Origin of the sequence: Bradyrhizobium sp. WSM1417 (assembly GCF_000515415.1) — a bacterium.
Lineage (GTDB): Bacteria > Pseudomonadota > Alphaproteobacteria > Rhizobiales > Xanthobacteraceae > Bradyrhizobium.
In genome coordinates this window covers 3760924-3783707 of sequence record NZ_KI911783.1, presented here as the reverse complement: position 1 = coordinate 3783707, position 22784 = coordinate 3760924, and the positions used below count along the sequence as shown (strand labels likewise).

Here is a 22784-nt window from a genome sequence, read left to right as displayed (position 1 = left end):
CATGATTCGGAAGCGATGTGGGGCTGCTTCCAAAATCAAGTTGCAAGCAGGTTCCAGGGGGCTTTAGGCATGTCGCGTGCAGACGCCGCGAACGCGTGCGTCCAATCCGATTCGATCAAAGGATTGGCGCAATCGATCGCGAGACCTGCCTATCATCGGCTCCTGATCGCGGAGCCTGCGCTGCGCCGTGCCGTGCCGACGCTCATCATCGCGTTCCTGATCACGATCTGCCTCGGTGCGTTCGTGCAGGTCGTCGACCAGACGCGCCAGAAGCGCCTGGTCATCCGCCACGACATCTCGGCGCTCGCTGACCTGCTCGCCGAGCGCATCGACCGCCTCACCTCCGCGCGCCAGGAGCGGCTGAAGAACATCGAAAGCCTGCCGGCGCTGCTGCCTGACCTCATTCCATCCTGGGGCACCGCTTCGGGCCGCCACGTCATCGTCACCTCGGCTGGACTCGACCGCCGCATCCTCGCCCGCATCCCGGTCGATAGCGATCCCTCGGGCAACGACCGCCTGCTCGACGCAATCACGACGGCGCAGCTGCTGGCGGCGCCGCCGCGGGACGGCAACATCTCCGACATGACGCTGCCGAACGGCAACGCCGCGATGGCGACCTCGCGGCAGATCAAGTCGCTGCCCGGCTTCGTCACCGTGATCCAGGAGCGCAACGAGCCGATCTGGGGCTCGGACGCCGCGCTGTCGGTGACGCTGTCGGCCACCACCGGCTTCGTGGTCCTGATCCTCGGCTTCGCCTTCCACTGGCAGTCCACCCGTGCCCGCGAGGGCGATTTGATCAACGACGCCGTGCGCGGCCGGATCGACACCGCGCTCAACCGCGGCCGCTGCGGGCTGTGGGACTGGGACCTGTCACGCGGCCGCATCTTCTGGTCACAGTCGATGTTTTCCATGCTCGGCCTCGACGGCCGCAACGAGCTCCTCACCTTCGGCGAGGTCAACGCGCTGGTGAAGTCCGACGACATCGACCTGTTCGAGATCGCCGACCAGCTCATCTCCGAGAAGATCGACCACATCGACCAGACCTTCCGCATGCAGCATGTCGACGGCCACTGGATCTGGCTGCGCGTCCGCTGCGAAAAGACCAGCGGCGCGACCGACTCCAGCGTGCACCTGATCGGGATCGCCGTCGACATCACTGAGCAGAAGAGCCTGGCCGAGCGGACGGTGGAAGCCGATTTGCGCCTGCGCGACGCGATCGAGACCATTCCCGAAGCCTTCGTGCTGTGGGACGCGAGCGACCGCCTGGTGCTCTGCAATTCGCACTTCCAGCGCCTGCACAAGCTGCCCGACTCCGCCGTCATCCCCGGCACCTCCTACGAGACCGTGCTCGAGGTCGGCCGCATGCCGGAGGTCCGCACCCGGCACAACGAGACGGCGAGCCAGGGCCCGGGCGCGCGCACCTTCGAGGCGCAGCTCGACGACGGCAGCTGGCTGCACATCAGCGAGCGCCGCACCAAAGACGGCGGCTACGTCTCGGTCGGCACCGACATCACCCGCATCAAAGAGCACGAACAGAAGCTGGTCGACAACGATCTACGCCTGCGCGCCACCGTCATCGATCTCAAGCGCTCGCAGGCAGCCCTGGAGCGCCAGGCAGGCGAACTCGCCGATCTCGCCGAGAAATATCAGCGCGAGAAGACTCGCGCCGAGGAGGCCAACCAGACCAAGTCGAAATTCCTCGCCAATATGAGCCACGAGCTGCGCACGCCGCTGAACGCGATCATCGGCTTCTCCGAGATCATGGGCTCGGGCATGTTCGGCGAGCTCGGCTCGGAGAAGTACCAGGAATACTGCCACGACATCCTGACCAGCGGGCATTACCTGCTCGAAGTCATCAACGACATCCTCGACATGTCCAAGATCGAAGCCGGCCGCATGAAGCTCGATATGGAAGAGCTCGACCTGGCGCAGACGCTGGCGGAATCTTTGCGGGTCGTCACCGGCCGCGCGCAGGACAAGCACCTGACGCTCGACGCCGACATCGCGAAATCCATCTCCGTCGTCGCCGACCGCCGCGCCACCAAGCAGATCATCGTCAATCTGCTCTCCAACGCCGTGAAATTCACGCCCGACGGCGGACGCATCGTGGTGCGCAGCCGACAGCTCGACGACAGGATCGTGCTGATGATCGCCGACACCGGCATCGGCATCGCGCCGCATTCACTGGCGCGGCTCGGCCGCCCGTTCGAGCAGGTCGAGAGCCAGCTCACCAAGACCTATCACGGCTCGGGACTGGGGCTGGCGATCGCCCGCTCGCTGGCGCAGCTTCATGGCGGCTCGATGCGGCTGCGCTCCAAACTGGAGGTAGGCACCGTCGTGCGCGTCACCCTGCCCCGCAACGCGATCAAGTCGGCGTCAGGAATATCGGCCGCGGCCTGATGGCTACGATTGCAGCGACGGCGCCACTTCCCGCGCGACATTGACCAGCGCCGCGATCAACGGCGTCATCGGATCACGCTGCGGGATCACCATGCCGATGCTGTAATTGACATCGGGATCGGTGATCGGGATCGAGCGCACCGTATCGGACAGGCCGAGCGTCTCGGCGAGCTTGGCCGGCATCACGCTGGCCCAGCGCCCCGTCTTCACATGCGTGAACAGCACGAGCAGCGAATTCGAGGTCAAGGTCGGCGTCGCCTCGGCGCCGACCGAACGTAACGCGCGGTCGATGATGCGGCGGTTCTGCATGTCGGGCGTCAGCAGGCACAGCGGCACCTGTCCGACCTCCTGCCACGTCACCGTCTCGCGATCGCCGAACATTCCATCCGGCGCGGTGAGCAGACGATAGCTCTCGCTGTAGAGCGGGATGGTGCGCACCTTGCCGATCGGCTCGTTCTCGATATAGGTCAGCCCCGCATCAACTTCGAGGTTCTCGAGCAACCCCAACACCTCGGATGACGTGGTCGACTGGATGCGGAAACGCACCTCGGGATGCCTGGCGCGGAACGGCGTCGTCAGCGCGGCGACCATGCCGAGCACGGTGGGGATTGCGGCAATGCGTATCTCGCCGGAGAGTTGATGCTTCAGGCCGTTGATCTCGTCACGCATCGCACGGGCATCACCAACGATCCGCCGCGCCCAATCGAGCGCCCGCTCGCCTTCCGGCGTAAAACCCTGGAAGCGGGAGCCGCGCTGGACCAGCATCACGCCGAGGATCTCCTCGAGTTGCTTCAGCCCGGTCGACATCGTCGGTTGCGTCACGCCGCAGACCTCCGCCGCGCGTCCGAAATGCCGCTCCTTCGCCAGCGCCAGCAACAGTTCAAGCTTGTCGAGCAAACGCTCATCCCCTCGGATTGTGTGGTGGCATGCAAGCTAGCATGCCCCACCCCGTTCAACACGCAAAAACCGCCCGCGGACGGGTCCAATCGCAATTTCAAATCGAATGATTGCCATCACAAATCGATCGGAATCCGCAATCGCAGCATGAGACAGCTTTATTGATCTTCGAATGATTCCAAATAGTTTGCGCTGAGCAGACGCTCCGGTTGAGAACGAAGAATGACAGCGGTTTTTGAGCCTTGGGACGAAACGCGCGGCGCCGAGATCATCGCCGAACACAGCGAGCAGGAAGGCGCGACGCTGGTGATCCTGCACGCGCTCCAGGAGGCGTTCGGCTACGTGCCGGCGGCAGCCATTCCCATGGTGGCGCAGGCGCTCAATCTGTCCCGCGCCGAAGTGCATGGCGTGTTCACGTTCTATCATGACTTCCGCCACAAGCCGGCCGGCCGCCATGTGCTGAAGCTCTGCCGCGCGGAGGCCTGTCAGGCGGCGGGGGGCGATGCGCTGGCGATGCGTGCCGAGGCGAAGCTCGGCGTGTTGCTGGGCGGCACCACGGCCGATGATCGCGTCACGCTGGAGCCGATCTACTGCCTCGGATTGTGCGCGACCGCGCCATCCGCGATGCTCGACGGCCGGCTCATCGGCCGACTCGATGAAAAGCGTATCGATGCGCTCGTTGCGGAGGCGCAGCGATGAGCATCCGTCTATATGTCTCTCGCGACGCGGGCGCGCTTGCGGTCGGCGCCGACGAGGTCGCGCTGGCGCTGGAGCAGGCTGCAGCCAAGCGTGGCATTGCCGTCGGGATCGTCAGGACCGGCTCGCGCGGCCTGTACTGGCTCGAGCCGCTGGTCGAAGTCGCGACGCCGCAGGGCCGGATCGCGTTCGGCCCTGTGACCGAGACCGATGTGCCCTCCCTGCTCGACGCGCTCGCGAGCAACGCGCCGCATCTGCTGCGGCTCGGGGCCACCGACGAGATCCCCTGGCTCAAGCGCCAGACCCGCCTCACCTTCGCGCGCTGCGGCGTGATCGACCCGCGCTCGCTCGACGACTACCGCGCCCATGGCGGCTACAAGGGCCTTGAACGCGCACTGTCGCTCGGCTCGGAAGCGATCCTCAATGAGGTGACGGCGTCTGGCCTGCGCGGCCGCGGCGGCGCGGGCTTCCCGACCGGCATCAAGTGGAAGACCGTCGCGCAGGCGAAGGCCGACCGCAAGTTCATCGTCTGCAACGCCGACGAAGGCGACAGCGGCACCTTCGCCGACCGCATGATCATGGAAGGCGATCCCTTCCTCGTCATCGAGGGCATGACGACTGCCGGCATCACCGTCGGCGCGACCAAGGGCTACATCTACATCCGCAGCGAGTATCCGCACGCGGTCGAGGCGATGAATGCAGCCATCGTGGCGGCGCAACGCGACGGCTATCTCGGCGCAAACATCGGCGGCTCCGCACACAGCTTCGATCTCGAAGTACGGGTCGGCGCCGGCGCTTACGTTTGCGGCGAAGAGACCTCGCTGCTGGAAAGCCTCGAAGGCCGCCGCGGCCTCGTGCGCGCGAAGCCGCCACTGCCCGCCCATCACGGCCTGTTCGGCAAGCCGACCGTCATCAACAACGTGCTGTCGTTCGCCGCCATCCCCTTCATCATGGCCGAAGGCGCCAAGGCCTATGCCGATTTCGGCATTGGCCGCTCGCGCGGTACGATGCCGATCCAGCTCGCCGGCAACATCCGCCACGGCGGGCTGTTCGAGACGGCGTTCGGCGTCACGCTCGGCGAGCTCGTCGAGGACATCGGCGGCGGCACGTTCACGGGCCGCCCGATCCGCGCGGTGCAGGTCGGAGGTCCCTTGGGCGCCTACTTCCCGCGCGCGCTGTTCGATACGCCGTTCGACTACGAGGCCTTCGCCGCGCGCGACGGCCTGATCGGCCATGGCGGCATCGTCGTGTTCGACGACAGTGTCGACATGCGCAAGCAGGCGCGTTTCGCCATGGAATTCTGCGCCATCGAATCCTGCGGCAAGTGCACGCCGTGCCGGATCGGCTCGACCCGCGGCGTCGAGACCATCGAGAAGATCATCAAGGGCGAGCGCGTGAGTGAAAACCTCGCTCTCGTCGAAGACCTCTGCAACACCATGAAATTCGGCTCGCTCTGCGCGCTCGGCGGCTTCACGCCCTACCCCGTGCTCAGCGCATTGAAGCATTTCCGGGAGGATTTCGTCCCGGCCCCGAGCACGCTTCAGGCCGCGGAATAGGAGAACGACAATGTCTCTGATCGAAGAAATCGACTTCGGTACGCCGCGCTCGAAATCGGAAACGATGGTGACACTGACCATCGACGGCAACCAGGTCACGGTGCCCGAGGGCACCTCGATCATGCGGGCGGCGATGGATGCCGGCCACCAGATCCCGAAACTCTGTGCGACTGACATGGTCGATGCGTTCGGCTCGTGCCGCCTTTGCGTCGTCGAAATCGAGGGCCGCGCCGGAACGCCGGCCTCCTGCACCACGCCTGTCATGTCCGGTCTGATTGTGCACACCCAGAGCGAACGGCTGAAGAAGCTGCGCAAGGGCGTGATGGAGCTCTACATCTCAGACCATCCGCTCGACTGCCTCACCTGCGGTGCCAACGGTGATTGCGAGTTGCAGGACATGGCCGGCGCCGTGGGCCTGCGCGACGTGCGCTACGGTTATGAGGGCGAGAACCACGTCTTCGCCAGGACACCTGGCAAGTCCAATGGCGAGATCAACGCCGCCTGGATGCCGAAGGACGAGTCCAACCCGTACTTCACCTACGATCCCTCCAAGTGCATCGTCTGCTCGCGCTGCGTCCGCGCCTGCGAGGAGGTGCAAGGCACCTTCGCGCTCACGATCTCCGGCCGCGGCTTCGACAGCCGCGTGTCGCCCGGCATGAGCGAGAGCTTCCTCGGCTCCGAATGCGTCTCCTGCGGCGCCTGCGTGCAGGCCTGCCCGACTGCGACGCTGACCGAGAAATCCGTGATCGAGATCGGCCAGCCAGAACACTCGGTCGTCACCACCTGCGCCTATTGCGGCGTCGGCTGCGCCTTCAAGGCCGAGATGCGCGGCGAGGAAGTCGTCCGCATGGTGCCGTACAAGGACGGCAAGGCCAATCGCGGCCATTCCTGCGTCAAGGGCCGCTTCGCCTGGGGGTACACCAACCACCGGGAACGCATCCTCAACCCGATGATCCGCGAGCGGATCGAGGATCCCTGGCGCGAAGTGTCGTGGGACGAGGCCTTCTCGTTTGCCGCCGACAGGATGCGCGGCATCCAGAAGAAATACGGCCGCGACGCCATCGGTGGCATCACATCGTCCCGCTGCACCAATGAAGAGACCTATCTGGTGCAGAAGCTGATCCGCGCCGGCTTCGGCAACAACAACGTCGACACCTGCGCCCGCGTCTGCCACTCCCCGACCGGTTATGGCCTCTCGACCACGTTCGGCACCTCTGCCGGCACGCAGGATTTCGACTCGGTCGAGGACACCGACGTCGTCGTCATCATTGGCGCCAACCCCGCTTCGGCCCATCCGGTGTTCGCCTCCCGTCTGAAGAAGCGGCTGCGCCAGGGCGCCAAGCTGATCGTGATCGATCCGCGCCGTACCGAGATGGTGGAATCGCCGCATGTGAAGGCGCTGCACCTGCCGCTGATGCCCGGCACCAACGTTGCGGTGATAACGGCACTGGCGCATGTGATCGTCACCGAAGGTCTCGTCGACGAAACCTTCGTGCGCGAACGCTGCGACTGGAGCGAGTTCGAGGAATGGGCGGCGTTCGTCGCCCAGCCGAACAACAGCCCGGAGGCAACCGCTATCCTCACCGGCGTCGATCCGAAGGATCTGCGCGAGGCCGCCCGCCTCTACGCCACCGGCGGCAACGGCGCGATCTATTACGGTCTCGGCGTCACGGAACACAGCCAAGGTTCGACCACCGTGATCGCGATCGCCAACCTCGCGATGGCCACGGGCAATATTGGTCGCCCCGGCGTCGGCGTGAACCCGCTGCGCGGCCAGAACAACGTGCAGGGCTCCTGCGACATGGGCTCGTTCCCGCACGAGCTGCCCGGCTATCGCCACATCTCGGGCGACGCCGTGCGGGACCAGTTCGAGGCGCTGTGGAACGTCAAGCTCAATCCCGAGCCGGGCCTGCGCATTCCCAACATGTTCGACGCCGCGGTCGAAGGCACGTTCATGGGGATCTACGTGCAGGGCGAGGACATCCTGCAATCCGATCCCAACACCAAGCATGTGGTAGCAGCACTATCGGCGATGGAATGCGTCATCGTCCACGACCTCTTCCTGAACGAGACCGCGAACTACGCCCATGTGTTCCTGCCTGGCTCCAGCTTCCTGGAGAAGGACGGCACCTTCACCAACGCCGAGCGCCGCATCCAGCGCGTCCGCAAAGTGATGACGCCGAAGAACGGCCTCGCCGACTGGGAGGTCACCATCGGCCTCGCCAAGGCCATGGGCTTCGAGATGAGCTACAGCCATCCTTCCGAGATCATGGACGAGATCGCGGCGCTGACCCCGACCTTCGCCGGCGTCTCCTATGCCAAGCTGGACGAGCTCGGCTCAGTGCAATGGCCCTGCAACGACAAGGCGCCCGAGGGCACGCCGGTGATGCATATCGACGGCTTCGTCCGCGGCAAGGGCAAGTTCGTCGTCACCGAATATGTCGCGACCGACGAACGCACCGGCCCGCGCTATCCGCTGCTGCTCACCACGGGCCGCATCCTCAGCCAGTACAATGTCGGCGCGCAGACCCGGCGCACCGAGAACGTGGTCTGGCATGCCGAGGACCGGCTGGAGATCCATCCGCATGATGCCGAACAGCGCGGCGTGCGCGACGGGGACTGGGTGAGGCTGAAGAGCCGCGCCGGCGAGACCACGTTGCGTGCGGAGATCACCGATCGCGTCGCGCCGGGCGTCGTCTACACCACGTTCCACCATCCGGACACGCAGGCCAACGTCATCACGACCGACTATTCGGATTGGGCGACCAACTGCCCCGAATACAAGGTCACGGCGGTGCAGATCTCGCCGTCGAACGGCCCGTCCGACTGGCAGAAGGCCTACGACGCGCAGGCGCGGCATTCCCGCCGCATCGCGCCGGCCGAGGCCGCGGAGTAGCGGCATGCACGTGCCGGTCCAGGCCATCGACCGCGAGATCTGGCGCGACGGTGTCGCGTCCGAAGGCGCACGGCTGATCCCGGAGGAGACGCCGCTGGCGCTGACCTACAATGGCGGTACCTATGCCGTCATGATGGGGACGCCGCAGAACCTCGAAGATTTCGCGGTCGGCTTCAGCCTGGACGAAGGCATCATCAAATCCGTCGATGACGTCAAGTCGCTCGAAATCGTCCGCCTCGACGACGGCATCGAGCTGCGCATGTGGCTGGCACCGGAAAATGCCGCGCGCATCAGCGAGCGCCGCCGCCACATCGCCGGTCCGACCGGCTGCGGCCTCTGCGGCATCGACTCGATTGCCGAGGCGGTGCGGCCTGCGGCCGTCGTGCCGCAGGGACAGACGTTTACGCTCGAGCAGGTCATGGCGGCGATGCAGGCCATCGCACCGCTGCAATCGATCAATTTGCAAACCCGCGCCGTTCATGCCGCCGCGTTCTGGTCGCCTGCCTGCGGTATCGTCGCGCTGCGCGAGGATGTCGGCCGCCACAACGCGCTCGACAAGCTCGCCGGTTCGCTGGCGCGCAGCCGCACGGCTGCCAGCGACGGCATCGTGCTGCTGACGAGCCGCGTCTCGGTCGAGATGGTGCAGAAGACTGCCGCCATCGGCGCGCCGGTGATGGTCGCAGTCTCTGCGCCGACCGCGCTCGCGGTGCGCACCGCGGCGGCCGCCGGCATCACGCTGATTGCCATTGCCCGGCAGGACGGGTTCGAAGTGTTTTCGCATGGCGGCCGGGTTGTCGCCCGTCATGCCACGGAGGTTGCCGATGTCGCCTGACCGCCTGATCTACATGGCCAACCAGATCGGCACGTTCTTCCGGAGCCAGGGCCACGACAAGGCCGTGCCGGGCATCGCCGACCACATCAAGAAGTTCTGGGATCCGCGGATGAAGCGCGCGATCTTCGCCCATCTCGATGCCGGCGGCGCGGGCCTGGAGCCGAACGTGCGGGAGGCGCTCACCTCGCTGAAGCCGACGACGTCCCTTCCAGCAGCGCCCTGAAGACACGACGCACCTCGCTCTGCGTCTCCTTCACGCGCGCCTCCAGCGAGGAGAAATGCGGCGCGTCGCCGGCGCGTGCCATCACGCGCAAGAGGTCGGTGCCGGCGGTTTCCGGCTTGAACCGGTCGCTGACGCAGAGCCGCAGGATCTGCGTCAGGTCGTGATAGAGCCGCGCCGCGGCACGCAATATCTCGGTCTCCGATTGCGCGAGCACGCCGAGCCTGCATGCATTGTCCAGCACCTGCGTGGTGCCGACGTCGAGAATTTCCGGTTTCTCGTGCGCATGCACGAGCTGGAGATATTGCGCGATGAAGTCGATGTCGACCATGCCGCCGGCGGCATATTTGAGATCCCAGCAATCGGCCTCGCCCTTCTCCTGGGCAATCGCACGCCGCATGTCGGCAACGTCGTTGGCGGTGATTGCGCGATCGCGGCGACGGGTCAGGACATCGCGGATCACGCGCTCGATCCGCTCCCGGAATTCGGGCGAAGCCGACACGACGCGCGCCCGCGTCAGCGCCATGTGCTCCCAGGTCCAGGCCTCGTTGGCCTGGTAGTCCGCGAACGAGACGAGGCTCGAGGCCACAGGGCCGGCCCGCCCCGAGGGGCGCAGCCGCATGTCGATTTCGTAAAGAACCCCGTAATTGGTGCGCGTCGTGAACGCGCTGATCAGGCGCTGGGTGAAGCGGGCGAAGTAGTGCGCACCTTGCAGTGACTTCGCACCGTCGGAGTCCGGATTGTCGCTGTCGAAATCGTAAAGCAGGATCAGGTCGAGATCGGACGACGCGGTCATCTCCCGGCTGCCGAGCCGGCCCATCGCGATGATTGCGCTCTCCTGCCCCTTGATCCGGCCATGCTGGGCGGCGAAGCGGTCGGCGACGAGACCATGCACGGTATGCACGATGCCCTCGGCGACGTCGGCAAAGGCCGTGCTCGCCTGCTGTGCCGAGACCGTGCCGGAGAGAATGCGCGTGCCGATCAGGAACAGGCTCTCCTGCCCGAACAGGCGCAGGCGGTCGAGGAACTCTTCGTAAGAGCCGGCATCCTGCACCGTGCTCGCGAGCCGCCCTGACAATTCCTGCCGGTCGGGCATGGCGCCGAAGAAGCGCGGATCGATCAGGCCGTCCATGAGCTGCGGCTGCCGCGCCAGCATCTCGCCGAGCCGGGGCGCCGCGCCCAGCACCAGGGCCACGAGCGCAACGAGATCGCGGTTCTGGCCGAGCAGCGTGATCAGCCGGCCGCCGCGCTGAAGCGCTCCAAGGAAATGGTCGAACGCCACGACGGCCCGATCCGGCTCCTCGGCATGAGCGAGACCGTCGATCAGGGCCGGCACGAATTCGACGAATGCGTTTCGCGTCGCCTCGACGCGGAACACGCGGTACTCGCCGGTGATCCAGTCACGCACGGTCTGCGCGACGGCGGCAGGCTTCTTGAAGCCGAGCGTGGCCAGATACTGAAGCAGCCGCGGATCGTCGGGACCCGCGCTGTAGTCGAGCGCGGGCAGCTTGGCCGTCCCGGTCGGATCGTCGCCCTCGAACAGTTTTTCGTAGTGGCCCTGAACGATCTCGAGCTGGCGCAAGAGGTCTCGGGCAAAGGCCTCGCGATCCGGATAGCCGAAGAACCAGGCGAAACGCTCGACCGCCTCCTTGTCCTCGGGCAGCGTATGGGTCTGCTCGTCGGCGATCATCTGGAGGCGATGCTCGACCCGGCGCAGGAATTGGTACGCCGTGGTCAGCTCGTCACGCGCCGCAATCGTGATCCAGTTGCTGGAAGCAAGCACGCCGAGCGCGGCGAGTGTCGGCCGCACGCGCAGTTCGGGATGCCGGCCGCCGGCGATCAATTGCTGGGTCTGGGCGAAGAACTCGATCTCGCGGATTCCGCCGCGCCCGACCTTCACGTTATGGCCTTCGACCGCGACCTCGCTCTGGCCGCGATAGGTCTGCATCTGCCGCTTCATGTCGTGAACGTCGGCAAGCGCGGCGAAGTCGAGATGCTTGCGCCAGACGAAGGGCGCGATCTCCGCGAGCAGCGCCTCGCCCGCCCTGGGATCGCCGGCGCAGGCGCGCGCCTTGATCATCGCGGCGCGCTCCCAGGTGCGCCCTTCCCGCTCGTAATAATTCAGCGCGGCCTCGCGCGAAATCGCCACCTGCGTCGAGGATGGATCGGGACGCAGGCGCAGATCGACGCGGAAGACGTAACCGTCATAGGTGCGCTGCTGGAGAATGCGTGCCATCCCCTGCGTCACCCTCACGAAGAATGGCTGGGGTTCGATGTCCGCGGCCAGCGTCGTATTGTCGGGATCGAAAAACACGATGAGATCGATGTCGCTGGAATAGTTCAGCTCGCCTGCGCCCATCTTGCCCATCGCAAGCACGATCAGCCCGCAGCCCTCCTCCGGCGCCTCGGGATTGGGCGGCGAGAGCCTGCCGCGCGCGGCTTCCTGCCGCAGCAGGTATTGAAGCGCCGCCCGCACCGAGGACACTGCGACATCGGTGAGCGCTGCGGTCACCCGCATCACCGGCCAGACCCCGCCGATGTCGCACAGTGCGATCAGGAGCGCGGCCTCCGCCTTCATGCGGCGCAGCAGCCGCATCACCTCGGCTTCGTCGGATGCCGCGAGCACGGCGCCGCTCGCCTCCGCGACCAGCGTGGCGAGATGCGCATCCGGATCGCATTCCAGCAGCCGGATCAGACGCTGCGGATCAGCGCGCACCAGCTCAAACAGATAAGGCGAGAATTCCGCAATGCCGGCCAGGATGTCCCGCGCGAAGCGGTGAGCCAGCAGCGCTTCAAGACGAGTGAATTGCGCGGGCTCGAGCTCGGCCAGCCAGCTTTCAAAACGTCCTTGGTCGGTGACGGAAGCGGCAATATGGGGAGCCTCCGCGAAGCGTGCGGCAAGTCTCTCACCATGCTTGTCCGCGTTTCCCGGCGCGGAATGGTTCATGCCACCTTCTGTGGCACATCCGGCATTGGCGGAGCAACCCTGTCGCCGGCCCCCGCGCGCGCCGGCAGCACTAGCGTGGCGACAAGCCCGGGCTGGGCGTCACCCAGCCTCAACTCACCGCCATGCAATGTCGCGACCGCGGAGGCGAGACTGAGGCCGAGGCCGGATCCAGGCAGCGTGCGGCTGGCTTCCAGCCGCACGAATCGTTCCACGACATGCTTGCGGTCGGCTTCGGGGATGCCGGGACCGCGATCGGTGACGCTGAGCAGGACCTGATCGCCCTCGCGCCTCGATTCGATCGTGATCTGCCTGCCCTCCATGCTGACCACAGTTCCCGCCGGCTGCGCGGCCGGCTTGCCGTATTTGATCGCATTCTCGACAAGATTGGCGAGGGCCTGGCTGATCAATTCGCGGTTGGCGTGAACCGGCGTCGGCTCGCACCTGACCTTCAAGGTCATGCCGTCGTCTTCGGCCAGCGGCTCGTAGAGCTCGTGAATGCCGTTGGCGACATCAGCCGCGTCGAAATCATCCATGTTGCCGCGCGCCTGCCCGGACTCGGCGCGCGCGATCATCAGCAGGGCGTTAAAGGTGCGGATCAGCCCGTCGGATTCCTCGATGGTCCGCTCCAGCGCGGCGCGGTAGTCGGCCTCGCCGCCGGATTTCGCCAGCGCCTCCTCGGCACGGTTGCGCAGGCGCGTCAGCGGCGTCTTGAGGTCATGGGCGATGTTGTCGGAGACCTCCTTCAGCCCCGCCATCAACGCCTCGATCCGCTCCAGCATGGCGTTGAGGTTTTCGGCCAGGCGATCGAGCTCGTCACCGCTGCGCCCCACCGGCAGGCGTTCGCTGAGATCGCCGGTCATGATGCGATGGGCGGTGCCGCTCATCGCGTCGATGCGCCTGAGCACCCTGCGCGCCACGAAGATGCCGCCGCCAAGGCCGAGCACCACGACGATCAGGATCGACCATTGCGCGGCCTTCGCCACGATGCCGAACAGCCGTCGCCGCTCGGCCAGATCGCGTCCGATCAGAAGCCGGAAGCCGTTTTCCAATTCGGTGACGCGGACGAGCGCAAGATGGTCCCGATCATCGGCATCCTCGATCCGCCGGTAGGCGGTCTCGGACCAGCCGCGCGTCGCCATCACGCCGGGCGCGAGCGAGCCGACGTTGCCGGCGATCGACTGGCCCGTCGGCGTCGTCACCAGATAGAGGTTAGCGCCCGGCCGCAGCGCGCGGTACTCGATCGCGAGCACGAGAGCGCGCAAGCCCCGGCGGCCGTAGATCTCGTTGATCTCCGACGTCTCGGCATTGACCGTCTGCGTGATCTCCTCGGTGATCAGCCGCCGCGTATTCCAGGCGAAATAGGCCAGCAGCGAGGCCGCGAACATCGCGAACAACAGCAAATAGACCAGCGTCAGCCGGAATGCCGTGGTGCGGACGAGTTTACCGAATGCCGTCACGGATCATGTATCCCGCGCCGCGGATCGTGTGCAGCAGCGGCCGCTCAAAACCCTTGTCGATCTTGGAACGCAGCCGCGAAATGTGCACGTCGATCACGTTGGTCTGCGGATCGAAATGATAGTCCCACACGTTCTCCAGCAGCATGGTGCGGGTCACCACCTGGCCTGCATGCTTCATCAAATATTCGAGCAGGCGGAATTCGCGCGGCTGCAGCGTCAGCTCGTCCTTGCCCCGCGCGACGCGGTGGGAGAGCCGGTCGAGCTCGAGATCGCCGACGCGGTACAGCGTGTCCTCGGCCGGACCGCCGCGGCGGCGCGACAGCACCTCGACCCGGGCCAATAGCTCGGCGAAGGAATAGGGTTTTGGCAGATAGTCGTCGCCGCCGGCGCGCAGACCCTTGATGCGGTCGTCGACCTGGCCGAGCGCCGAGAGAATCAACACCGGCGTCGAATCGTCCTTGTCGCGGAGCGCGCCGATCACCGACAGGCCGTCGCGCTTGGGCAGCATGCGGTCGACCACCAGCACGTCGTAATCGCCGTTCTCGGCCATGGCGAGGCCTTCCTCGCCGTCGGCGGCGTGGTCGGCAATGTGGCCGACCTCGCGAAACGCCTTCACGAGGTAGTCGGCGGATTCGCGGTCGTCTTCGATGATGAGGAGGCGCATCGTGCGTTCGGCAACGGTCAAGGGAGTGAACCTTCTCTAAACATGGCGCGAGCGGCAATCGCATGCAAGCCGAGTGAGAGACTCTGGCATGGAGAAAAAGGCGGGCGGTGAAGCTGGGGGGACTTCACCGCCCTAGGCCTTCCGACGGAGGGGGGCGTATTCCACCGGAAGGTAGCCAGGGGAAGCAAACGTTGCGCTGCTCCCCCGAAGGGCGCCGTCGGCGGGGGCGACTGATGCCGGCGACACCCTTCATCTCGTGGGCCTCCTGAGGCCTGGCCCTTGCTCAACCCTTGGCGATGGGCACGGCGACGAAGCGCGACTGGCCGCCGCTCTTCACCCGCATCAGGACGCTGTTCTTGTTGTCGGTCCGCGCCGTGTTGATGGCGTCGCGGACTTCGCCGGCGGTGCTTACGCTCTTGCCGCCGACTTCGAGAATCACGTCGCCTTCCTTGAAGCCGCGTTCGGCCGCAGCGCTCTTCGGATCGACTTCGGTGATCACGACGCCTTCCTTGCCGGCACCGGCCACGGAATCGGCGGGCGCCACGGTCATGCCGAGCTTGGGCACGTCGGTGCCGCGGCTCGCGCCCTTGCCGCTGTCCTTGTCGATGTCGGCCTTGGCCTCCATCGTGTTCGGCAGCTGGCCGAGGGTGAGGTTCACCACCTTGTCCTGGCCCTTGTGCAGCACGTTGAGCTTCACGGTCGCGCCAGGCGCCAAGCCGCCAATAGTACGGGCGAGCTCGCGCGCGTCCTTGACCGATTCGCCGTTAACCGACGTGATCACGTCACCGGACTCGATGCCGGCCTTGGCCGCCGGACCATTCGCCTGCGGCTCGGCAACCAGCGCGCCTTCGGCCTTCTTCATGCCAAGGCTGTCGGCGATGTCGGATGTCACCGGCTGAATCTGCACGCCGATCCAGCCGCGGCTGACCGAGCCCTTGTCCTTGAGCTGCGCCACCACGCTCTTCACGGTGCTCGCAGGAATCGAGAACGCGATGCCGACGCTGCCGCCGGAAGGCGAGTAGATCGCGGTGTTGACGCCCATCACCTCACCGTTGGTGTCGAAGGCCGGACCGCCGGAATTGCCCTTGTTCACGGGCGCGTCGATCTGGATGAAATCGTCGTAGGGGCCGTTGCCGATGTCGCGGCCGCTGGCCGAGACGATGCCCGCGGTCACGGTGCCGCCCAGCCCGAACGGATTGCCGACCGCGAGCACCCAGTCGCCGATCCGCGGCTTGCCGTCGGCAAGCTTCGCGAACGGGAAGCTCGAGCTGCCCTCGACCTTGATCAAGGCGAGGTCGGTGCGCTGGTCGGTGCCGATCACCTTGGCGGTGTAGGTCTTGCCGTCGTCGGTCGTGACCTCGACCTTGTCGGCGCCGTCGACCACGTGGTTGTTGGTCACGGCAAAGCCATCAGCAGAGATGAAGAAGCCGGAGCCCTGGCCCTGCACGACGCGGCCACGACCTCCACCACCCTTCAGGCCCGGGATGCCATCCGGACCGCCGAAGCGGCGGAAGAACCGCTCCATTGGCGAGCCCGGCTGGAACGGCGACGACTCATCGTCGCCGCTATCGTTGCTCGCGGTCTTCTCCTTCATGTTGACCTTCACCGAGATCACCGACGGTTTCACGCGCTCGACAATGTCGGCAAAGCCGATCGGGCGTTCAACCTTGCGGACCTCGTTGTTGACCTGTGCATGCGCCGGGCTCGAGAACAGGTCGGCCGGCGAGGTCGACGGGCCGAAGCCGTAGACGGCGGCGCCGAGGCCGGCGACGACCGATGCCATCAGCGCGATCTTGCGGGCCGAGAAAACGGACCGGCGGGGCTGCTGGTAGGACGGGAGTTTCGAGAGGTCGGAACGGTCGGTCATGCAGAGATCTCCAGGGCCTTGAAATCCATTTGGTACCTGACGGCGGCACCTTACGGACCTGAAGATGGGGGCTGCCGCCTTACCGTGCGCTGGCGGCGGGGTTAAACTTTTGTAATGAACGCGGATGCGGATGCGGCAGTTTATCGCAGCTCGAAAGTCCTGGTCTTACAGGAACTTAATCTGGTTCCGGCGGTGGCGCGGACAGGCCCTTTTCAAGGCTCTCAGCTCGCCCTCACACTGACGATGAATTCGTCGACCTCGCGTTTCAAAGTCTCGGCCTGCTGCGACAGATCGACCGCGGAATCCCGCGCCTCGGCGGCCATTCGGCCGGTCTCGGCGGACGTCGAGGTGATCTGGACGATGTGATTGGAGACGTCGAGCGTGCCGCGCGCGGCGTCCTGGGCGCTACGCGTGATCTCCTGCGTGGCGGTGCGCTGCTGGGCGGTGTCGATCTCGATGCCGGACATGATGGACGAGATTTCCGACAAGGTCTGCGAGACGCCGTCAATCGCGCCGCGCGTCTGTGCGGTGATGTCCTGGATGCTGGCGACGTGGGACGTGATCTCCTCCGTCGCCTTGCTGGTCTGGTGCGCTAGATTCTTCACCTCGGAGGCGACCACGGCAAATCCTTTGCCGGCTTCGCCAGCCCGTGCCGCCTCGATGGTGGCGTTGAGCGCGAGCAAATTGGTCTGTGACGCGATCGCCTGCACCAGCTGCACGACCTCGCCGATCTTTTCGGCAGCATCCGACAGCGTGTGGATGGTGTCGCGGCTCTTCTCGACCTGCGTCGCCGCGCCCTCGGCGCGCTGGGTCGCGTCCGTGACGCGGCGGCTGATCGTGCCGATCGAACTCGTCATCTCCTCCGCCGAGCCCGCGACCGTCTGCACGCTGCCGCTGGCCTGGCTCGCCGCGCTTGCCACGGCATTGGCCTTGGTGCTGGTGTCGTTGGCCGTCCGCGACAACGTCTCGGCGTTGCTCTCGAGATGCACGGCCGACGATGCCACGCTGTCCACGACGCTGGCGACGAGATCGTTGAAGCGCTTGATCCGCGCGTCCAGGAATTTCGATCGCTCGGCCTGGTGCTGCGCTTCGTGGAGCTGCTGCTCGGCGAGGCGGCGCCGCTCCACACCATTGGTCTTGAACACCTCCAATGCACCGGCGAGCAGGCCGATCTCGTTGGTGCCGCCGAGACCCGGAACCGACGTCTCGAACTTCTGGTCGGCGACCTCGCGCATGGCATGAACGATCGCCGCCAGCGGATTCAGGATGCCGTTGCGCACGGCAAACCAGGTGATGAGGCAGATTGCGATGGCGACAACGGCAATCACGCCGCAAGCGACGAGAAAATAGGAGAACGCGGTCTGCGCCTGCTGGTAAATCTGCATCGCGTGGTCGTGCGCGGGACCACTCAGCGCGGCGAAGTCCGACGACAGGCTGGTGATCTCGTTGTTGAGATAGAGCACCGCGCCGAAGCCAGTGCCGCCTCCGATGCCCAGCAGGAACAATAATGCAGCGACGACGGCGCCGACCAGGAAGCGGATCGTCAGATTGCTGTTCGCGAACATAATTGAGGACTCAAAGTCTGGAATCGAATCTCGCGACAAGCTTTCAGACAAAGGTCAACAGAGCATGAAACATGCTGTGGCAAGCAGCTACGTATCATTGCGTAACCAGGACAATTTGAATTAGCCAAAGGCTTGAAGCAGCTTAAGACTTGGCTTCATCCGCCATCAATGCGGCGAGCCGCGCTTCCTCGTCGGGCGTGAGCGGCGGAGCCGGTAGATCTGCACCATTTCGCGAGCGCCGGCGGATTTGCAGCCATAGCGCCAGGCCGCCGCCAAGCAGCAGCAGCGGCGCGAGCAGCCACAGCAGCATGTTCTGGCGCTCGAAGCGCGGCTTGAGCAGCACGAACTCGCCGTAGCGCGCGACCAGGAAATCGAGCACTTGCGAATTGCTGTCGCCGGCCGCGATACGCTCGCGCACCAGGAGCCGCAAATCGCGCGCCAGCGGCGCATCGGAATCGTCGATCGACTGGTTCTGGCAGACCATGCAGCGCAGCTCGCGCGACAAGTCGCGTGCACGCGACTCCTTCACCGAATCCGACATGATCTCGTCGGGCTGCACGGCATGCGCCGCGGGCAAGGCCAGCAGCATCAGCGCGACGAACGCGGCCATCATCCGACGCATTGGATCACTCCGCCGGCTGCAGGCGCTGCTTGGCCCGCGCCGGTTTCGGCGCGCCCACCCGGAGGCGCCGGTCCGACAGCGACAGCACGCCGCCGAACGCCATCAGCACCGGTCCCCACCAGATCAGCAGCACCAGCGGCTTGTGATAGATGCGCACGGCAATGGCGCCCTCGGCAGTGGCGTCGCCGAGCGAGACGTAGAGCTGGCTGGCGCCGCGCGTCAGCAGGGCGGCCTCGGTGGTCGATGAGCCGCGAGTGGTGAAGCTGCGCTTGGACGGCGTCATCACGCTGAGCTTCTCGCCGTCACTGCTGACGTTGAATTCGGCGATCATCTCGTGGAAGTTTGGCCCTTGGCGCTGAAACAGGCCGTCCAGCTTGACGTCATAGCCGGCGACATGGGCGACGTCGTTCTGCTTCATCGTCGCGATATATTCGCTGTTCCAGGTGGTCTCGCAGACGATCCCGATCAGGGCGATGCCGAGGCCGGCATGCGCAAACGCGGAGCCCCAGGCGGAGCGCGGCAGGCCGCGGGCCCGGTGCAGCGCCGTTGCGAACGGTAGCCGCACGAGGCCGGTGCGCTCGACGATGTCAGTGACGGCACCGGCGATCACGAAGACGCCAAGCCCGATCGCGAGCGGCGCCAGCGCGCTGCCACCGCGCGCCCAGCCCCCGACCATAGCGGCGACGACAAGCCCGGCAACGCCAGCCGCCAGCAGGCGTTGCGTCACGCCGAGCAGATCGCCCCGCTTCCATGCCAGTAACGGCCCGAACGGCACGGCGAGCAGCAGCAGCGTGAACAGCGGAGCAAAGGTGAGATTGTAGAAGGGAGCACCGACCGACATCTTGAAATCGGCGAGCATCTCCATCGCCAGCGGATAGAGCGTGCCGAACAGCACCACCGCACAGGCGACCGTGAGCAGCAAATTGTTCAGCACCAGCGCACCCTCGCGCGAGATCGGCGCAAACAGGCCGCCTTGCTTCAACGAGGTCGCGCGCCCCGCGAACAGCGACAGGCTGCCCCCGATGAACAGGCAGAGAATCAGGAGAATGAACACGCCGCGGGTTGGATCGGTCGCGAAGGCATGCACCGAGGTGATGACCCCCGAGCGCACCAGGAAGGTGCCGAGCAGCGACAGCGAGAAGGTCAGGATCGACAAGAGGATGGTCCAGACCTTCAGCGCGTTGCGCTTCTCCATTACCAGGGCCGAATGCAGCAGCGCGGTGCCGGCAAGCCACGGCATCAGCGAAGCGTTCTCGACCGGGTCCCAGAACCACCAGCCGCCCCAACCCAGTTCGTAATAGGCCCAGTACGACCCCATGGCGATACCGAGGGTCAGGAAGATCCAGGCGACCAGCGTCCACGGCCGCACCCAGCGCGCCCATGCGGCATCGATTCGCCCCTCCAGCAACGCCGCGATCGCGAAGGAGAACGAGATCGAGAAGCCGACATAGCCGAGATAGAGCATTGGCGGATGCACGGCGAGACCGATGTCCTGCAGCACCGGATTGAGATCGCGTCCCTCGATCGGCGGGTTGGCGATGCGCAGGAACGGATTGGACGTCACCAGGATGAAGAGATAGAAGGCGCTGGCGATCCACGCCTGTACGGCCAGCACATGCGCGCGCAGCGACAGCGGCAGATTGTTGCCGAAGGCCGCGACCAATCCGCCGAACAGCGCGAGGATCGACACCCACAAGAGCATCGAGCCTTCATGGTTTCCCCACACCCCGGTGATCTTGTAGAGCAGCGGCTTCATGGAGTGGGAATTCTCGTAGACGTTGACGACGGAGAAATCTGACTCTACGTGCAGCATCACCAACGCGATGAACGACGCACCGACGAACAAGAGCTGCGCCAGCGCAGTGGAGCGCGCCACATTCATCAGCGCATCATCGCGCAGCCGCGCGCCGATCAGGGGCACGATGGACTGGATCAGTGCCAGTCCGAGCGCCAGCACCAGCGCGTAATGTCCTGACTCCGCAATCACCGCACTGCTCCCTGCGAATTGCCCTGCGCGGTCGTGGCCGCGGGCTTGACGCCATCGGAAGGCTTGACGCCATCGTAAGCTTTGGCGCCGTAGTCATCCTTCCAGTGCCCCTGCTTCTTCAGGGCATCGGCGACGTCCTTGGGCATGTAGGTTTCGTCGTGCTTGGCGAGCACGGTGTCGGCCTTGAACACGCCATCGGCGTCGAGCGCGCCTTCGGCGACGACGCCCTGCCCTTCGCGGAACAGATCAGGCAAAATGCCCTTGAAGGCGACCGGAAGCTTTGCGCCGCCGTCGGCGACCTCGAAGGTCACCGCGAGATTGTCGCCGCGCTGGAGCGAGCCGGGCTGCACCAGGCCGCCGAGGCGAAACCGCTTGCCGGGCGCGACGTGCTTCTCGGCGACCATGGTCGGCGTCGAGAAGAACACGATGGAGTCGCGCAGCGCGTTGAGCACCAGCGCGGCCGCAAGCGCGAGCACGGCAAGCGAGCCGCCGATGATGGTCATACGTCGCTGCTTGCGCGTCATGGCGTATCCATTCCCTGCCCGTCTCGTCCTGACATGGTCATCCGTCGAGCCCGAGCGTCTTGAGGCCTTCATCGAGCTGGCGCAACCGCGCTGCATCGTTGGCAACCGCCTGGCGGGCATCGGTCGATGCCCCCACCGCCTTGTCGCGATCACCCATCACGAGATAAGCGCGCACCAGGCGCAGCCAACCCTCGACGTCGTCGCCGTTCTGCTTGAGGCGCGTGGCGAGCCGTTCGACCATGCCGCGAACCATCGCATTGCGATCGCCCTCTTTCATGTCCTTGGAAGCTGCGAGGGTCTCATCCGACAGCGCCGGCATCGTAGCGCCACCGCCGCCGACCCGCGCGAGCGAGGTCTGCACCAGAGGGCGCCACGGCGCATCCGCCGGCGCTTTCGCCAGCAGCGCGCGCCAGATATTGGCGGCGTCGTCCTTGCGGCCGTCCTGCTCGGCGGCGAGGCCGAGAAAATAGTTCGCCTTGGGGTCGTCGGCGCTGAGCGAGCGCGCGCGCTCGAACTCGGTCTTGGCTTCGGCGGTCACGACGCCACCGGCGGCGGCCGAGATCGCTTCGCCGAGATCGGACCGGCGCTCTGCGCTCTCGCCATTGTAGGTGAGCGAGTTGCGATAGGCGCGCACGGCGTCGTCGAAGCGGCCAAGCCGTTCCAGCACGGGCGCGATCACGTTCCAGCCGCGCCCGTCGGTCGGATTCTTTTCCAGATGTTGCTCGACCTGGACGACCAGATTCTCGAGCGACTGCGCCATGCCGGACCCGGATCCGCGCTCCCGCTGCGCCAGTGGAAAGTCCTGAAGCCTGGGCGAGCCGAGCGGCACATAGACACTGATCGCAACCAGCGGCAGGCCGGCAAGCGCCAGCACGGCCGCCGCGCGGCGCCATTTGAGGCTGGATTTCGGCGCCGTTGCGGGCTCGCTGCCGGCTGCGGCGAGCAGCCTGCGGCTGACCTCGACGCGCGCGGCCTCAGCTTCGGGCGCTGCGATCAGCCCTGCGTCAAGATCACGCTCGATCTCGGCGAGTTGGTCCTTGTAGACCGCGACCTCGCTGCCCTGATTTTGCGCGCGTCCGCTACGGCCGAGCGGCAGAAGCACGGCGAAGATCGCCGCGACCGTCATCAGCGCGAACACGAACCATAGCGTCATCTGGCAAGCTTCCGGCAGCGCGCAAGCCGCGCCCACAGGTGGCTTTACACCACGGCCGGACGATGCGGCAATTGACAATTGTCAATTCGGCGCGACCGCGCACAGTCCCGAAATGGTGAAAATCCAACGGCTTAGCCGATCTCGAAGTCCGCGCTTTGAGCGGCGTCCTCGCCATGCCCGTTGAAGGCCTTCAGGAAGTATGTTCCCGGCTCGATAGCGTCGGGCAATCTGATGCGCAACGCCCCGACCGGAACGGGCGATGCAACCCTGGTCACCGTCTCAGGAAGCTGCCGACCGCTTGCCTTCTCGACCAGCACCACTTTCGCGCCGACCATCAGCCTTTGATATTTGGCAACGACGACGCGATTCTCGATTTCGATGGAACTGATAACGGATTTCATGCGCCCACAGATAGAAATATCAAAAATTTGCACGGCAACCGTAGGGCCCGACATGGGTACCGTCAACCTGAAATTGTGACTGCTGAAATATGCGCCTGGA

Annotated in this window: 17 protein-coding genes; 6 read left to right on the top strand and 11 right to left on the bottom strand. The window is 65.6% G+C overall.

All coding sequences use genetic code 11. The annotated features are described in order from the left end of the window. Positions 1–69: 69 nt before the first annotated feature. Complete coding sequence (locus BRA1417_RS0118095; protein ID WP_027516985.1) at positions 70–2400, top strand: PAS domain-containing sensor histidine kinase; 2331 nt, start codon at positions 70–72, stop codon at positions 2398–2400. A gap of 3 nt (positions 2401–2403) precedes the next feature. On the opposite strand, the gene BRA1417_RS0118090 is transcribed toward BRA1417_RS0118095, so the two are convergent. Continuing rightward, entirely contained in the window at positions 2404–3297 is an 894-nt protein-coding gene (locus tag BRA1417_RS0118090; protein ID WP_027516984.1) for a LysR family transcriptional regulator, read from the bottom strand. Positions 3298–3519: 222 nt separating this feature from the next. Here BRA1417_RS0118090 and BRA1417_RS0118085 point away from each other — a divergent pair, with 222 nt between their 5' ends. From BRA1417_RS0118085 to BRA1417_RS0118065, 5 genes are read left to right on the top strand one after another with little or no spacing between them, the layout of a single operon-like run. Further along, positions 3520–3996 carry a formate dehydrogenase subunit gamma gene (locus tag BRA1417_RS0118085; RefSeq protein ID WP_027516983.1) on the top strand — a complete coding sequence of 159 codons (477 nt, stop codon included), beginning with the start codon at positions 3520–3522 and terminating at the stop codon, positions 3994–3996. After that, positions 3993–5549: an NADH-quinone oxidoreductase subunit NuoF gene (locus tag BRA1417_RS0118080; protein ID WP_027516982.1), complete on the top strand. Its 1557-nt coding sequence runs from the start codon at positions 3993–3995 to the stop codon at positions 5547–5549. Before BRA1417_RS0118085 ends, BRA1417_RS0118080 begins: the two co-directional genes overlap by 4 nt. A 10-nt stretch (positions 5550–5559) precedes the next feature. Further along, positions 5560–8445: a formate dehydrogenase subunit alpha gene (fdhF, locus tag BRA1417_RS0118075; RefSeq protein ID WP_027516981.1), complete on the top strand. Its 2886-nt coding sequence runs from the start codon at positions 5560–5562 to the stop codon at positions 8443–8445. A 4-nt stretch (positions 8446–8449) separates the two neighbouring features. Beyond that, on the top strand, positions 8450–9277 hold the full coding sequence (gene fdhD, locus BRA1417_RS0118070; RefSeq protein WP_027516980.1) for a formate dehydrogenase accessory sulfurtransferase FdhD: 828 nt from the start codon (positions 8450–8452) through the stop codon (positions 9275–9277). After that, positions 9267–9500, top strand: coding sequence for a formate dehydrogenase subunit delta (locus BRA1417_RS0118065; RefSeq protein WP_027516979.1), 234 nt, complete (start codon positions 9267–9269; stop codon positions 9498–9500). The genes fdhD and BRA1417_RS0118065 overlap by 11 nt, the downstream gene beginning before the upstream one ends. Here BRA1417_RS0118065 and BRA1417_RS0118060 read toward each other — a convergent pair. The 10 genes from BRA1417_RS0118060 to BRA1417_RS0118015 form a co-directional block, all read right to left on the bottom strand. After that, positions 9457–12444: a bifunctional [glutamine synthetase] adenylyltransferase/[glutamine synthetase]-adenylyl-L-tyrosine phosphorylase gene (locus BRA1417_RS0118060; protein ID WP_027516978.1), complete on the bottom strand. Its 2988-nt coding sequence runs from the start codon at positions 12442–12444 to the stop codon at positions 9457–9459. The genes BRA1417_RS0118065 and BRA1417_RS0118060 overlap by 44 nt on opposite strands. Continuing rightward, entirely contained in the window at positions 12441–13901 is a 1461-nt protein-coding gene (locus BRA1417_RS0118055; RefSeq protein WP_027516977.1) for an ATP-binding protein, read from the bottom strand. Before BRA1417_RS0118055 ends, BRA1417_RS0118060 begins: the two co-directional genes overlap by 4 nt. Next, positions 13885–14565, bottom strand: a complete 681-nt coding sequence (locus tag BRA1417_RS0118050) for a response regulator transcription factor (RefSeq protein WP_035969420.1) — start codon at positions 14563–14565, stop codon at positions 13885–13887. The genes BRA1417_RS0118055 and BRA1417_RS0118050 overlap by 17 nt, the downstream gene beginning before the upstream one ends. A 283-nt stretch (positions 14566–14848) precedes the next feature. Beyond that, positions 14849–16432 (bottom strand): Do family serine endopeptidase, encoded by a 1584-nt coding sequence (locus BRA1417_RS0118045; protein ID WP_027516976.1) that lies wholly within the window; start codon positions 16430–16432, stop codon positions 14849–14851. A gap of 221 nt (positions 16433–16653) precedes the next feature. Next, positions 16654–17997 carry a methyl-accepting chemotaxis protein gene (locus BRA1417_RS0118040; protein WP_027516975.1) on the bottom strand — a complete coding sequence of 448 codons (1344 nt, stop codon included), beginning with the start codon at positions 17995–17997 and terminating at the stop codon, positions 16654–16656. Positions 17998–18139: 142 nt separating this feature from the next. Continuing rightward, entirely contained in the window at positions 18140–18619 is a 480-nt protein-coding gene (locus BRA1417_RS0118035; RefSeq protein ID WP_027516974.1) for a cytochrome c-type biogenesis protein, read from the bottom strand. A 4-nt stretch (positions 18620–18623) separates the two neighbouring features. Then, on the bottom strand, positions 18624–20606 hold the full coding sequence (locus BRA1417_RS0118030) for a heme lyase CcmF/NrfE family subunit (RefSeq protein ID WP_027516973.1): 1983 nt from the start codon (positions 20604–20606) through the stop codon (positions 18624–18626). Continuing rightward, a complete protein-coding gene (ccmE, locus tag BRA1417_RS0118025) occupies positions 20603–21130 on the bottom strand; it encodes a cytochrome c maturation protein CcmE (protein ID WP_027516972.1) in 528 nt (175 codons plus the stop codon). Before ccmE ends, BRA1417_RS0118030 begins: the two co-directional genes overlap by 4 nt. Positions 21131–21167: 37 nt before the next feature. After that, complete coding sequence (gene ccmI, locus BRA1417_RS0118020) at positions 21168–22283, bottom strand: c-type cytochrome biogenesis protein CcmI (protein WP_027516971.1); 1116 nt, start codon at positions 22281–22283, stop codon at positions 21168–21170. Between the two features lie 131 nt (positions 22284–22414). After that, positions 22415–22684 carry a hypothetical protein gene (locus BRA1417_RS0118015; RefSeq protein ID WP_007593394.1) on the bottom strand — a complete coding sequence of 90 codons (270 nt, stop codon included), beginning with the start codon at positions 22682–22684 and terminating at the stop codon, positions 22415–22417. Positions 22685–22784: the final 100 nt, after the last annotated feature.